Consider the following 13,905-nt stretch of genomic DNA (forward strand, 5'->3'; position numbering starts at 1 on the left):
CCTCACATCCTAACGAATGACTCCCCTCAAAACCATTGCCGTCGACGACGAGCCCCTGGCCCTCGGTCTGGTTGTGTCCTTCATCCAGAAAACCCCGTTTCTGGAGCTGGTGGGCAAGTTCGGCAGCGCCGTGGAGGCCCTCAAGTACCTGCACGAACATCCCGGTACCGTCGATTTGGCCTTTCTGGATATTCAGATGCAGGAGCTCAATGGCCTGGAACTGGCCCGTGTGCTGGGCCCCACCGGCCCGCGTGTCATCTTCACCACCGCCTTCAGCCAGTACGCCCTCGATGGCTACCGCGTCGATGCGCTGGATTATCTGGTGAAGCCCTTCAATTACGAGGAGTTCCTGCGCGCCGCCGGCAAGGCCCGCGCCTATGCCGAGCTCACCTCGCAGCACGCCAGCGCCCCGGTTTCCACCGGCCCCGAGGAAGAAGAATACCTCTTCCTGAAAGCCGAATACCAGCTGGTACGCGTGGCTCTCAGCGACATTCTTTACGTGGAGGGCTTGAAGGACTACGTGAAAGTGCACCTCAAAAGCACGCCCCGCGCCCTGCTCTCCCTCATGAGCCTCAAGGCGATGGAGGAGAAGCTGCCCACCCGGCGCTTCATGCGCATCCACCGCTCGTTCATCGTGGCGCTCGATAAAATTGAGGCCGTGCGCCGCCTCACCGTCCAGATTGGGGCCGTCACCATCCCCGTGGGCGACCAATACAAAGACACCTTCCTGCAGTTCCTCAGCCGCTGGAGCTGATTGAGGTAGGGGCGGGGCTTACCCCCGCCCGCCGTTCGCACTACTACTATCCACCGTCGCCCAACGACGGGCGGGGGCAAGCCCTACCGGGTACGACCCCGCACCCTACCACGTTGCCCCGATGCCCTACACACTCCCTGTCTTTCTGAGCTATGTTACCAATCACCTTTTCCGGGAGCCCCGCTCCCGGCCCCGTCCCCCGTGCGCGGGAGGCGGCCCCGCAGCTGGCAGTGCTCTGCCTGTCGAGTAGCCTGGGCGGGCTGGAGCTGAACAGCCTCAAATTTGCGGGCTGGATGCAGGAGCGCGGGTGGCGCGTCACGTTTTTTGCGCCGCCCGCCACGCCGCTGGCCATGTGGGCCGAAGACTGGTTTGTGCCCCTCGAAACCTTGGCCGTGCGCCGGGGGCTGGCCATGCCCCTCATGGCCTGGGCCCTGAAAGAGCAGCTCGAACGCCTCAACATCGACGTGCTGGTGGTCACGCAGAACAAGGACCTGCCCGTGGCCACGCTGGTGAAAACCCTGCTCGGTGGCCGCCTGCGCATTATTTATCAACAGCACATGCAGCTGGGGCGGCCGAAGCGCAGCCCGGTGCACACGTTGCGCTTCGGCTTGGTTGATGCCTGGCTGACGCCGCTGCCCGGCTTGGCCCGCGAAGTGGCCCACCTCACCCGCTTCGACATGGCCAAGCTGCACCTCGTGCCGCTGGGCCTGCCGCTGGAGCAGTTTGCGCCGCCCACCCACACGCCCTTCGAGGCCCGCCAGGAGCTGGGCCTGCCCCACGATGTGCGCCTGCTGGGCATTCTGGGCCGGCTGGATGCCGGCAAGGGGCAGGATTTCGTCATCAATGCCCTGCACCACCTGCGCCAGCAGTACGGCTACGACGCCCACCTCGTCATCATGGGCGAGCCCACCCGCAATGAGGGCGACGATTACCTGCGGCAGCTGCAGCGGCAGGTGGCCCGGCTGGGCCTGCAAAACCAGGTGCATTTCCGGGGTTTCCGCGCCAATCCGGCCGTGTTCTACCACGCCATCGATGTCTTTCTGATGGCTTCCGAAAACGAAACCTACGGCATGGTGACGCTGGAGGCGCTGGCCGCGGGTGTGCCCGTAGTGGGCGCGGCCGCCGGCGGCACCACCGAGCTGGTGGAGCACAACCAGACCGGCCTGCTCCACTTGCCCGGCGATGTGGCCGCCTGCGCCCGCGCCATCCGCCGCACGTTTGCCGAGCCCGCCGCCACCCACGAGCGGGTGGAGCGCGCCCGCCTGGCGCGCTGGCACTACTCGCACCACCGCCAGTGCGCCCTCACCGAAGACGTAATTCGGGCCGTAGCTGCCGCGTCGGTGACCACTCCCCGGACCGCCCGGCCGCGGCGCGTGTCCGTGAACGCCGCCTTTGCCCACGCCGTGGCCCAATAGCGCAGCCCCAAAAAACGTCCATCCGGTCGATGTAGTGCCGGGTTTGGCCGATATCGGTACTGGGCATTTGCCCCGTGTCAGTAGTTTCAAGACATCAATTCAACCCGCCCCCGGCCCCGCTGGGTGATTTATCCCGTCAACTCATGAGCTCCGTCGTCAGGCTTCGTTTTTTGACTGGGCTGCTGCTGAAGCTGGCCGTGCCGGCCGCCGTTTTGGGCCAGCACGACTGCCCTTCCTTCAGCCCCCCACGACCTGAGCTGCGTGCCCCGCGGCCTGTATCGGCTCCGGCCGGTCCGGCCGCGTTACCCCATAAGTCCTGTCATTCCTAAGCGGCCCGGCAGGCTGTGCGTGGCCACCCACCCGGCGGGTTCGTCCCCGCCGGCAGCAGCGCCCAGCAAAGGCCCCCGTCCCGGAATGGCAGGCACCATTAGCAGCGGCCTCCCCGTTGTTCAATGCTCAAAAAGCTCTTGTGTCCGCAAGGGCTTTTTTTGTGCCTGCTGGGGTAGGGGAGGGCGGCGGGCTTTAGCCAACTCCGACGGCGGTTAGAGTTGGCTTGCCATCAGCCAATTGCCAGCGCCTAAAGCCGGACTTTAAAAATAAAAAAGTCGATTGGACGCTACTGAATAGGTTATGGGTGGGATATAAAGATTTGGTAACGGAACCATGCCCATAATCCAAGTTCACTCAAATATCTTTACACTCAACGTGTCTACCCCATGGTGATTTGGTAAACCCCCTAATAACCCGTTTTTTATGAGAAAACCGTTACCCTGTTTTTCTTCTGGTATCGCCCGTAGCCTCGCGCTGCTGATGATGCTCATGTTACCCCTGCTTGGGTGGGGGCAGACGAATCCCACTGCTTTTGACCTCAGCGCGGGTAACTATAGTTTTACAGGATTTGCCAGTGGAACAGCTACTACTTATCCAGCCAGTATGCAGGGACATAACCTAGTTGCTACTGAACCTATTGCAACAGATGCTGCTCCTTACCTGGTACCAGCTGGTAGTGGTAGCGACTTAGCCTTGCTTGCAAACTCCATTACTACTGCAGGAATTCGCAACGAAGCCGCTTCAGGCATTAGCTTTTTCAATGTAGGGGGAGTTAAAGTAGGTGAACTAACCCTTGCCATTAATACGACTAACCGTACCACAGTGCAGGTGGCCTGGACAGACAGAAGCCTTGCAAGCGGAGCTCGTACCTACGGAATTCAACTGCAATACCGAATAGGTACCACGGGTAATTTCACAGCTGCGAGTAGTGTTTATCTGTCGGATGGTACTGCTGCTGCTGCAAATTATACCTATACATTGCCAGTTGCGGCCGAAAACCAAGCCGTTGTTCAGCTACGTTGGGTTTATACCAATGCCACATCTACTACGGGTTCCCGTCCACGATTAGGTATTGACGAAATCACGGTAAGTAGTACATCTTCTGGTTCTTCCACCACCCCCACCATCACGGTTTCGCCTACCACGGTACTTTCCTTTGCCACTACCACGGGTACACCTTCGGCGGAGCAGACCTATAACGTGAGCGGCAGCAACCTGACGTCTGCCATCGCCGTCTCCGCGCCGGCTGGCTACGAAATCAGCCTGACTTCGGGTACCTATACTGGTACCGCCGCCAACACGCTGACCCTGACGCCGACCAGCGGCACGGTGAGCAGCACCCCCATTTACGTGCGCCTCACCGGCACCACGGCCGGCACCTACGGCACCAGCGGCACCCCGTCCAATATAGTGCACACCAGCACCGGTGCGGCCGATGCAAATAAGCCGGTGTACGGCACCGTAACAGCCCCCACGCCCACCATCACGGTTTCGCCCACCACGGCACTTTCCTTCACCACCACCACGGGCAGCCCCTCTACCGAACAGAGCTACACCGTGGGCGGCACCAACCTAACGGCCGCCATCACGGCTACCGCGCCCGGCGGCTACGAAGTGGCCCTGGAAACAACAGCTGGCTCTAACACCCCCGGCACGTTTGGCGCATCCGTGGCTACCACCGCGCCGAGCAGCGGCACCATAGCGGCCACCAAAGTCTACGTGCGCCTCACCGGGGCCACGGCGGGCACCTATGGCACCAGCGGCACCCCGCTCAACGTGGTGCACACCAGCACGGGCGCTTCCAATGCCAACAAGCCGGTGTACGGCACCGTGACGGCGCCCACGCCGGTTATCACCGTGACGCCCGCCACGGCACTTACTTTTGCTACCACCACGGGCACGCCATCGGCCGAGCAGAGCTATAGCGTAAGCGCCACCAACCTGACCGCCAACCTGACGGTAACCGCCCCGACCGGCTACGAAATCAGCCTGACCTCGGGCACCTACACCGGCACCGGGGCCAACACGCTGACCCTGACGCCCAGCGCGGGCACCGTGGCCAGCACTCCCATCTACGTGCGCCTAATCGGCACGGCAGCCGGCAGCTTCAGTGGCAATATTGCGAACGCCAGCACCGGCGCTGCAACCAAGAATATCGCCGTGAGCGGTACCGTAACTGCCCCATCCGCCCCGGCCCTGGCCACTTACTCGATGACGACGGCTACCGGCAGGGCGGCTTCGGCTCCGGCCACTGCCAAGGACCCCAACATCAGCACCGCCGATGCCATTACGCGCGGTCCGGGCTTGGGCACCAGCGGGGTGTCCACCGGTAGCGGCCTCTTCGGGGCCAGCGGCTGGGGCGCGACTCCGGCGCTTGCCGATGCGCAGGCCGGCGATAAATACTTTGCTTTTGCCATTACACCAACGCTGGGCTACCTCGCCAACGTAGGCACCATCACCGGCAATGCTTACCATACCTCTACTGCCCCCACCACCGTAGAGTTGCTATACAGCACCAACAGCGACTTTTCCAATCCCGTGTCGCTGGGCAGCCAGCCAACGACGGCTACCGCCGCGCCCGGTGCGGCCTTCACTTTCACGCCGGGCAGCGGAGTGCTGCAAAACGTGGCTTCCCCCATCTACTTCCGCCTCTACGGCTACGGCAGTACGAATTCCAGCGGCAATTTCTACCTGACCAACAATGGTACTTCGGCCTTGGGCCTGGTTGTGAACGGCGCGACGGTGGCTTCTACGCTACCGGTTATTGCCACCGGCACGGTGAGTCCCACTGCCGTGTGCGGCGGCACCCCCGTCACGGTGAGCTATGCCACCGGTGGCCCTGCCGCCACGGGCACCTATTTCGTGCAGCTCTCGGACGCCAGCGGCAGCTTCACGGCTCCCGTCGACCTGCCCACCGCTAGCAGCACCAGCAACAGCATCACAGCCACCATCCCGAGCACCACGGCCAACGGCAGCGGCTACCGCGTGCGCGTAGCCAACACAGACGGCACCCAAGGCTCGGTCTCGGCGGCATTTACCGTTGTAAGCAACCCTACCGCTGCGGTTGCGCCCGCCGCGCCGCAGGCTCTCAACGCCGGCACTACCGGCGCCACCCTCACCGTGACCGAAACGCCAGCTGCCGTTTCGCGGCAGTGGTACTATGGCACCACGTCCGGCGGGCCATATGCCACCGCCATCAGCGGGGCCACAGGCCTAACCTACACGCCCGGTTTCGCGTCGGCGGGTACGTATTATGTAGTGGCCCAATCGACGTTTGCCGCCTGCGGCTCCGTCATCAGCAACGAAGTGGCGGTGACAGTGACCGCACCCACCCTGGTGGCCACGCCCACCAGCCTCTCCGGCTTTACCACCAATACAGGTACCGCCTCGGTGGCCCAGACCTACACGCTGACGGGAACCGGGGTACTGGCCCCCGTCACGGTAACCGCCCCAACCGGCTTTGAGGTGTCGCTGGACGGTAGCGCTTTCGCGGCTTCGGTATCGGTAGCTGCCGCCAGCGCCAATACCGGGCAAACCATCTACGTGCGCTTGCTGGGTGCCGCTACCGGCGCGGCTAGCGGTAATATCACTAACACGGTAGGTAATACTTCGGTGAGTGTGGCCGTGAGCGGCACGGTACTGGCAACCCCTGGCTTATTGCTCATAGAGGACGACTTCGATTACTCGGGGTCACTGAACACCCACGGCTGGACCGGCACCGCTATTTCGTCAACGGTGGCTGGCAACATCACCGTGCCCACATACCCGCAGGGGGTAGCGGCCACTGGCACTACCTCCTACAAAGCAAGCATTGATGGCAACAGCGGCAACGAATTGTCCCGTGCGGTCACGGTGCCGGCCGGCACCACCACGCTGTATGCGGCCATGCTACTCAATGTTTCCGGTGCCAGCAACGTAACCGGCAACGACTACTTGTTGGCGTTCCAGACCACCGGCGGCACCACCAGCTACGTGGGCGATGTAACCATCGCCAAGGTCCCTAGTTCGAGCCCAGTTAAGTTCACGTTCAAAATCCGTCCTGGTACCAGCCTTACCAACGTGGTGTCCTCATCCACGCAGTTCAGCATCAATACGAACTATGTACTGGTGATGAAGGTCGAGAACAGTGCTGCCACCGGCAACACTGACCGGTTCAGCCTGTACGTGCTGCCCAGCGGCACCAGCCTCAGCCAAGAGCCCGCCACGCCGCTTCTCACCGTCGATGGCGTGAATGTGTTCAGCAATATCGGCGCTTTTTACCTTCGGGAATCGGATGCCAACAACCCCACTTTTACCATGGACGGCTTCCGCATTGCCACCGGCTGGGGTACGGCCGTGGGCAACGCTGCCTATAGTGCCCCCTCAGCTACCGTCAACTCCGGGAGCTATTACAACGTGACTGTTAACAACAGCGGCCAGCCTACTCAGGCTGGCGCGGTAACGGTAGAAAACCAACTGGAACTCACCAGTGGCCGTTTTGATTTGAACGGCCAGCCGCTGACGCTGGTCGGTACCGCTACGGGCAGCGGCTTCCTAGCGGGCTCGGCCACCAGCAACCTCACGGTACTGGGCACCGGTGCCTTGGGCACACTCAACTTTGCCCCGGGTGCCCAGACCCTGAACAACCTGACCCTGAATCGTACCGGCACCGGTACGGTCACTTTAGGCACTCCGCTCACCATCGGCGGGACGCTGGCCCTAACCAGCGGTATCATCACGACCACCGCCACCAACCTGCTGACGCTGAATGCCGGGGCCGCACTAAGCGGCGGCAGCGCCAGCAGCTTCGTGAGCGGCCCGCTGGCCCGGGCCACGGGTACGGGGGCGGCTACTTCGGTATTCCCGGTTGGCAAGGGCGCGTTCTACCGCCCCATCACGCTCACCAGCACGGCCCAGGCCGCTGCTTCGACCTACACGGCCGAGCAGTTTGAAGGCAACCCCAGCCGCGCTTTGGCGTCTGGCAACGGCTTAGGTACCATGCCGCTGGCCCGCGTTTCATCGAAGCGCTTCTACACCGTCAATTCTTCGAATACCACCGCTGGCAACTTCACCGGCACCATCACCCTCAGCTTCGGGGCCGAAGACTACGTGAACGTGCCCAGCAGCGCCGATTTCGTGATTGGCAAGCGCGACGCCGCCGGTGCCGCTGCCAACCAGTGGACCAACCTGGGCCGCTCGGCCAACACGGGTACCGATTCCGGGGCCGGTGGCCCGTCTGTCACCGGCACCCTCACCTCGGCCTCGTTCTCCGATTTCTCCGATTTCGTGCTCGGTGCGCAAAACGACCTGTCCACCACCAACGTGCTGGAGGCCAGCAACCCGCTGCCCGTTCAGCTCACCGCCTTCGGCGCCCAGCGCCAGCCCGATAAGTCGGTTGCCTTGAAATGGAATACGGCCAGCGAGAAAAACAGCGCCCACTTCGAAGTGCAGCGCAGTTTGGATGGCCACGAGTTCGCCACGGTAGCCACCCTGGCGGCCCAAGGCAACAGCATGAGCCCCACGGCCTACACTACCCTCGATAAAACTGCTCCGGCTGCCAAGCTCTACTACCGCCTGCGTCAGGTGGACCTGAACGGCACCACCGCCTTCTCGCCGGTGGTCACGGTAGCTGGTTCGGGCGAAATCGCCAAGGTGGAGCTCTACCCCAACCCGGCCCACAGCCGCATCAGCTTCGTCGCCGAATCGACCATGCCTTACCGTGTGCTCAACCAGCTGGGCCAGCCCCTGCTACGCGGCACCACCGAAGCCGGCACTGCCAGCATCGGCCTCGAAACCCTGCCCACCGGCCTCTACTTCCTGGAGCTGCAAACGGCCACCGGCCGCACCGTGCAGAAGTTTGAGAAGAAATAGCCGCCGCGAGGTATTCAACAAAAAGCCCCCGTGCATGTAGCACGGGGGCTTTTTGTTGAATACTTGCCAATGCCAAAGCCTCAATGGCTGCGCATCATCGGTTATTTAAACGGAGAAGCTTTCGCCGCAGCCGCACTCACGCGAGGCGTTGGGGTTATTGAACTGGAAGCCCTTGCCATTGAGGCCATCCGAGAAATCCAGTTCCGTGCCGGCCAGGTAGAGGAAGCTTTTCATGTCCACTACCACACGCACGCCCTTGTCCTCAAATTCCTGGTCCATGGGCCGTACTTCGTTGTCGAAGTCCAGCTTGTAGCTCAGTCCCGAGCAGCCGCCGCCCGCCACCGAGGCGCGCAGCCGGAAGGTGTCGTCGAGTTGTGCGTCGTGCATCAGGCGCGTTACTTTTTCTTTGGCTTTATCCGATACGGTAATCATGGCAGTAGGAGCGGGGGCACTTGGGCTTAGAAGCAAGCCGAATGGACCCGCAATTTAGACAGATTATAAACAAGACGGCGAATTTCTTTGTTCGTCCGCCCACCAAATAATTTATTCCGGCCCTTATGAACTCGGGTTCAGCACCACGCTGAACACGGTAATCGTGTTCAAATCGCGACCGAAATAAAGTTTGTCCAACGCCTCATATACGTTGTGCGCCCGGAAATAGGACGTTTGCAGTTCCCGGTCGCCACGGGCGCGCCATTGCAGGGTGTAAGAGCTTTCGGTATCGCGGTAGCTGCGCACGTAGGCCAGCATCTTTTCAAGGCACTCCACTTTATCGCGCCCGGTTTCGTAGCGAAACAGAAAACTCTGCTGGTGGCGCGGGTTCACCGTAATCAAATCCAGCCGCGTCTGGCCTTCCAGCTCCCGGAACTCAAACTGCAGCTGCGCGGGCTCCAAACCCAGGTACTGCCGAATCTCGCGCTCCAGCCGGGCAATGTCAAATTCGTCCACTAAGTGAATGAGTAAGTGAGTGAATAAATAAAGTGAAAATGGGCGAATGAGTGAAATGACTTTACGCCACTTCACTCATTCACCCATTCAAAATTCACTCAATGATTAGTGGTGCGACAGCTCCAGCGCGGGCAGGCCGTTTTTCACGCGGTAGTCCGAAATAGCCGACTTGATGGCATCCTCGGCCAGCACCGAGCAGTGGATTTTCACGGGCGGCAGGGCCAGCTCTTCCACAATCTCCATGTTGTCGATGGCCAGGGCCTCGTCGATGGATTTGCCTTTCAGCCACTCCGTGGCGAGCGACGAGGAAGCAATGGCCGAGCCGCAGCCGAACGTCTTGAATTTGGCGTCGGTGATGGTGTTGGTGGCTTCGTCCACCTCAATCTGCAGGCGCATCACGTCGCCGCACTCAGGGGCGCCCACGAGGCCGGTGCCTACGTTCTTCTTGCTTTTATCCAGCGTGCCCACGTTGCGGGGGTTGCTGTAGTGGTCAATTACCTTATCGGAGTAAGCCATGATTATTAGGGTATTAGTTTATGAGGGTACGAGGGTGAGAGGGTAGAAAAGTGAAAGGAGGCAATTAACGCATGCCCTCATATCAACTTACCCTCATTTCCTCTATTAATGTTCTGCCCACTCGATTTTGCTCAAATCAACGCCTTCCTTGAACATCTCCCACAGGGGCGACATCTCACGGAGCTTGGTCACGGCTTCTTTTACGTGGTTGATGGCGTAATCGATTTGCTCGTCGGTGGTGAAGCGGCTCAGCCCGAAGCGCAGGCTGCTGTGAGCCAGGTCGTCGCTCAGGCCCAGGGCCTTTAGTACGTAGCTGGGCTCCAGGCTGGCGCTGGTGCAGGCCGAGCCCGACGATACGGCCAGGTCCTTCACGCCCATCATCAGGCCTTCGCCTTCCACGTACTTGAAGCTGATGTTGGTCACGTGCGGCAAGCGGTGCTCGCGCGAGCCGTTCACGTAGCTTTCTTCCAGCGTGAGCAGTTCCGATTCGAGGCGGTCGCGCATTTTGCTCAGGCGGGCGGTGTCGGCCTCCATTTCGAGGCGGGCCAGCTCGCAAGCCTTGCCCAGGCCCACGATGCCGGGTACGTTGAGTGTGCCCGAGCGCATGCCACGCTCGTGGCCACCGCCGTCCATCTGGGCGGTTACTTTCACACGGGGGTTCTTGCGACGCACGTAGAGGGCACCCACGCCTTTGGGGCCATACATTTTATGGGCCGTGAAGGCCATGATGTCAATGCCGTCGGCAATCACATCAACCGGGATTTTACCTACGGCCTGGGTGCCGTCCGTCATGAACAGGGCACCGTGGGCGTGGGCAATTTTGGCGATTTCGCGGATGGGCTGGATGGTGCCCGTCTCGTTGTTGCCGTACATGATGGTCACGAGAATGGTCTCGGGCGTCATGGCAGCTTCGAGGTCGGCGAGGCTGATGAGGCCTTTTTCGTCGACGGGCAGGTAGGTTACCTTGCCGCCGAGCTTCTCAATGTGCTTGCAGGTGTCGAGCACAGCTTTGTGCTCGGTGGTGGCGGTGATGACGTGGTTGCCTTTCTGGCTATACATCTCGAACACGCCCTTGATGCCCAGGTTGTCTGACTCGGTAGCACCCGAAGTAAAGATGATTTCCTTCGGGTCGCAGTTGATGAGCTTGGCGATTTGCTCGCGGGCGTAGTCCACGGCTTCCTCGGCCGCCCAGCCGAAGGGGTGGTTGCGCGAAGCGGCGTTGCCGAATACTTCGGTCAGATAAGGCATCATGGCCTCCAGCACGCGGGGGTCGAGCGGCGTGGTGGCGTTGTTGTCGAGGTAAATGGGGAGCTTCAGCATTGCGCGTAGCGGTATGGCAAAAAGATAAACCAATGAAAGCCTGGTCGGCCTTTAGAACACGGTTCGGGGGCAATCAGTTTTCTTTGGTCCCACAAAAGTAGACACAATCTAAATAAGGAAATGCGCCGACTTCCGGCAACGACGCGAAATGCGCGGTAAATCCCGCTTTTTTGCCTGGTCAGCGTTATTTTCTCCTGAATTCTCCATCAATGATTACCAATCTTGAACACCTCGGCCTGGCAGTAAATGACCTTGACGCTGCCACCGCACTTTACACTACGCTGCTCGGCGCTGCTCCCTATAAGAAGGAGCACGTGGCCAGCGAGGCCGTGGATACCGTTTTCTTCCAGGTTGGCGGCTCTAAGATTGAGTTGCTGGCCGGTACCTCGCCGGATAGCGCCATTACGAAATTCCTGGCTAAAAAACCTGAGGGCATCCACCACGTGGCGTTTGAAGTTGACGACATCCGGACCGAGATGGAGCGGCTGAAAGGGGAGGGCTTTGTGCTGCTAAATGAGGAACCCAAACGCGGGGCCGATAATAAGCTGGTGTGCTTCGTGCACCCGAAAAGCGCGGCCGGCGTATTGGTGGAACTCTGCCAGACCATTCGGTAGCGTGAAGTAGCGCGGACTTTTAGTCCGCGACCGAACTGCTCGCTGAAACATCCCATCTGTACTATCTTACTCGCGGACTAAAAGTCCGCGCTACCTCATGAATCGTTTTCAACAAGAAGTAGAAGCTGCCGTCGATGCGCTGCTGCTCCAGCAAGTCATTCTGTACCCGACCGATACCGTGTGGGGCGTGGGCTGCGATGCCGAAGCGCCGCCGGCCGTGAAGGAGCTCTACAAGCTGAAGGGCCGCGAAGCCGGCAAGCCCAGCATTGTGCTGGTGGCCGATTTGGCCATGCTGAAGCGTTACGCCGCCGAAGTGCCGGCCGAGCTGGAAGCCATGCTGGCCGCCGATACGCGGCCGACGACCTACATCCTGCCGGCCAGCCGGGCAGTGGCGAAGGAACTGGTGGCGCCCGATGGCACCGTGGGCCTGCGCGTGGTGAAGGACGAGTTTTGCCACAAGGTGGTGCGGCGGCTGGGCCACGGGCTGGTATCTACTTCGGCCAACAAGGCCGGTGAACCCACCCCGGCGGTGTATGCAGAAGTGGACGCTGCCATTGTGCGCGGCGCCGACTACGTGGTGAACTGGCGGCAGGACGATGCCACGCGCACTGCGCCTTCGCGGGTGGTGCGGCTGGGCGAGGGCGGCAAGCTGGAGGTGGTGCGGGAATAGAGACGGGCGGCATTATGCGGCCAGTACCGAACTTTGCGGGCATGAACACGCCAAAATTGCCCGAGCTGCCCATTTTTCGCACCATTGCCGAAGCAGCCGCTGAACTCAATCAGCCAGCCTACGTTATCGGCGGTTATGTGCGCGATTTGGCGCTGGGCCGCGATAGCAAAGACATTGACGTGGTGACGGTGGGCGACGGCATTGCGCTGGCCCAGGCCGTGGGCAACAGGCTGAAAGGCCGGGGCCGGGTGCAGGTTTTCAAGAACTTCGGCACGGCCATGCTACCAACCAAGGAGGCCGGCGACATTGAATTTGTGGGAGCCCGCAAGGAGAGCTACCGCGCCGAAAGCCGCAAGCCCGAAGTGCAGGCCGGCACGCTGGAAGAAGATTTGGCCCGCCGCGACTTCACCATCAACGCCCTCGGCCTGAGCCTGAACCCGGAAAATTTCGGCGAGCTGGTGGACCACTACGAGGGAATGAAGGACCTGGCCAGCAAAACCATCCGCACGCCGCTGGGGCCCGATGTGACGTTTTCGGACGACCCGCTGCGCATGATGCGCGCCGTGCGCTTCGCCTCACAGCTCAACTTTGATATTGAGCCCGATACGTTCGATGCCATTATCCGGAATAAGGACCGGATAAAGATTGTGTCGCAGGAGCGGATTACGGTGGAGCTGAACAAGATTATCGAGTCGCCCACGCCGAGCTACGGCTTCAAGCTGCTGTTTCAGACAGGGCTTTTGCAGCTCATCTTCCCGAAGATGGCGCTGCTGCACGGCGTGGAAAAAGTGGGCAACCACGCCCATAAGGACAATTTCTACCACACCCTGCAGGTGCTGGACAACGTGGCCAACGCCGGCGGCGACCTGTGGCTGCGCTGGGCCGCCGTGCTGCACGACATCGCCAAGCCCGCCACCAAGCGCTACGACCAGCGCGTGGGCTGGACCTTCCACGGCCACGAGGACAAGGGCGCGCGCTGGGTGCCCGGCATTTTCACGGACCTCAAGCTGCCGCTGGGCGAGGAGATGCGCATGGTGCAGAAGCTGGTACGGCTGCACCTGCGCCCCATCGCGCTGGTAAAGGAGACGGTGACCGACTCGGCCGTGCGCCGCCTGCTGTTCGAAGCTGGCGAGGACATTGACCGCCTGATGCTGCTGTGCCGGGCCGACATCACCAGCAAGGACCACGCCCGCAAGGAGCGGTATTTGCGCAATTTCGGGCAGGTGGAAGAGAAGCTGAAAGAGGTAGAGGAAAAGGACCACCTGCGCAGCTTCCGCCCGGTCATCACCGGCGAAATCATCATGGAAACCTTCGGGCTGAAGCCTTCGCGCCAGGTGGGCGAGCTGAAGGAAGCCGTGATGGAAGCCATCCTCGACGGCATTATTAAAAACGAAATGGAGCCAGCCTTGGCCTTCCTGTTGCAGCAGGGGGCGGCCAAAGGACTGGCTCCGGAAGGAGGCCTCGTTCACTCACCAAACTAAGCCTGGC

At 61.1% G+C, this 13,905-nt stretch carries 10 protein-coding genes; 6 read left to right on the top strand and 4 right to left on the bottom strand.

Annotation, left to right across the window (positions count from 1 at the left end):
• Window positions 1–16 precede the first annotated feature (16 nt).
• From ACYU7Q_RS00825 to ACYU7Q_RS00835, 3 genes are all read left to right on the top strand, one after another.
• Window positions 17–754, top strand: coding sequence for a LytR/AlgR family response regulator transcription factor (locus tag ACYU7Q_RS00825; protein WP_460607534.1), 738 nt, complete (start codon window positions 17–19; stop codon window positions 752–754).
• Window positions 755–906: 152 nt separating this feature from the next.
• Entirely contained in the window at window positions 907–2,169 is a 1,263-nt protein-coding gene (locus tag ACYU7Q_RS00830) for a glycosyltransferase family 4 protein (protein WP_460607535.1), read from the top strand.
• A 1,308-nt stretch (window positions 2,170–3,477) separates the two neighbouring features.
• Entirely contained in the window at window positions 3,478–8,349 is a 4,872-nt protein-coding gene (locus tag ACYU7Q_RS00835; protein WP_460607536.1) for a T9SS type A sorting domain-containing protein, read from the top strand.
• A gap of 105 nt (window positions 8,350–8,454) precedes the next feature.
• Here the strand turns inward: ACYU7Q_RS00835 and ACYU7Q_RS00840 are convergent, their stop codons facing one another.
• The 4 genes from ACYU7Q_RS00840 to ACYU7Q_RS00855 all read right to left on the bottom strand — a co-directional run bounded on the left by ACYU7Q_RS00840 (window position 8,455) and on the right by ACYU7Q_RS00855 (window position 11,133).
• Window positions 8,455–8,781 (bottom strand): HesB/IscA family protein, encoded by a 327-nt coding sequence (locus ACYU7Q_RS00840; protein WP_460607537.1) that lies wholly within the window; start codon window positions 8,779–8,781, stop codon window positions 8,455–8,457.
• A gap of 123 nt (window positions 8,782–8,904) precedes the next feature.
• Window positions 8,905–9,297 (bottom strand): hypothetical protein, encoded by a 393-nt coding sequence (locus ACYU7Q_RS00845; protein WP_460607538.1) that lies wholly within the window; start codon window positions 9,295–9,297, stop codon window positions 8,905–8,907.
• A gap of 105 nt (window positions 9,298–9,402) precedes the next feature.
• Window positions 9,403–9,813: a Fe-S cluster assembly scaffold IscU gene (gene iscU / locus ACYU7Q_RS00850; protein ID WP_168673962.1), complete on the bottom strand. Its 411-nt coding sequence runs from the start codon at window positions 9,811–9,813 to the stop codon at window positions 9,403–9,405.
• 105 nt (window positions 9,814–9,918) lie between these two features.
• A complete protein-coding gene (locus ACYU7Q_RS00855) occupies window positions 9,919–11,133 on the bottom strand; it encodes a PLP-dependent aminotransferase family protein (protein ID WP_460607539.1) in 1,215 nt (404 codons plus the stop codon).
• A 209-nt stretch (window positions 11,134–11,342) separates the two neighbouring features.
• On the opposite strand from ACYU7Q_RS00855, the gene mce reads away from it, so the two are divergent.
• The 3 genes from mce (at window position 11,343) to ACYU7Q_RS00870 (ending at window position 13,898) form a co-directional block, all read left to right on the top strand.
• Window positions 11,343–11,747, top strand: a complete 405-nt coding sequence (mce, locus tag ACYU7Q_RS00860) for a VOC family protein (protein WP_460607540.1) — start codon at window positions 11,343–11,345, stop codon at window positions 11,745–11,747.
• A gap of 97 nt (window positions 11,748–11,844) precedes the next feature.
• Entirely contained in the window at window positions 11,845–12,417 is a 573-nt protein-coding gene (locus ACYU7Q_RS00865; RefSeq protein ID WP_460607541.1) for an L-threonylcarbamoyladenylate synthase, read from the top strand.
• 41 nt (window positions 12,418–12,458) lie between these two features.
• Window positions 12,459–13,898 carry a CCA tRNA nucleotidyltransferase gene (locus tag ACYU7Q_RS00870; RefSeq protein ID WP_460607542.1) on the top strand — a complete coding sequence of 480 codons (1,440 nt, stop codon included), beginning with the start codon at window positions 12,459–12,461 and terminating at the stop codon, window positions 13,896–13,898.
• Window positions 13,899–13,905 lie beyond the last annotated feature (7 nt).

Source organism: Hymenobacter terrigena (genome assembly GCF_054776515.1).

What these genes read in the sequence shown, in the direction of transcription:
- ACYU7Q_RS00825 (WP_460607534.1), top strand. Translation starts at nt 17, where the DNA reads ATGACTCCCCTCAAAACCATTGCCGTCGACGACGAGCCCCTGGCCCTC.
- ACYU7Q_RS00830 (WP_460607535.1), top strand. Translation starts at nt 907, where the DNA reads ATGTTACCAATCACCTTTTCCGGGAGCCCCGCTCCCGGCCCCGTCCCC.
- ACYU7Q_RS00840 (WP_460607537.1), bottom strand. Translation starts at nt 8,781, where the DNA reads ATGATTACCGTATCGGATAAAGCCAAAGAAAAAGTAACGCGCCTGATG.
- iscU (WP_168673962.1), bottom strand. Translation starts at nt 9,813, where the DNA reads ATGGCTTACTCCGATAAGGTAATTGACCACTACAGCAACCCCCGCAAC.
- ACYU7Q_RS00855 (WP_460607539.1), bottom strand. Translation starts at nt 11,133, where the DNA reads ATGCTGAAGCTCCCCATTTACCTCGACAACAACGCCACCACGCCGCTC.
- mce (WP_460607540.1), top strand. Translation starts at nt 11,343, where the DNA reads ATGATTACCAATCTTGAACACCTCGGCCTGGCAGTAAATGACCTTGAC.
- ACYU7Q_RS00865 (WP_460607541.1), top strand. Translation starts at nt 11,845, where the DNA reads ATGAATCGTTTTCAACAAGAAGTAGAAGCTGCCGTCGATGCGCTGCTG.
- ACYU7Q_RS00870 (WP_460607542.1), top strand. Translation starts at nt 12,459, where the DNA reads ATGAACACGCCAAAATTGCCCGAGCTGCCCATTTTTCGCACCATTGCC.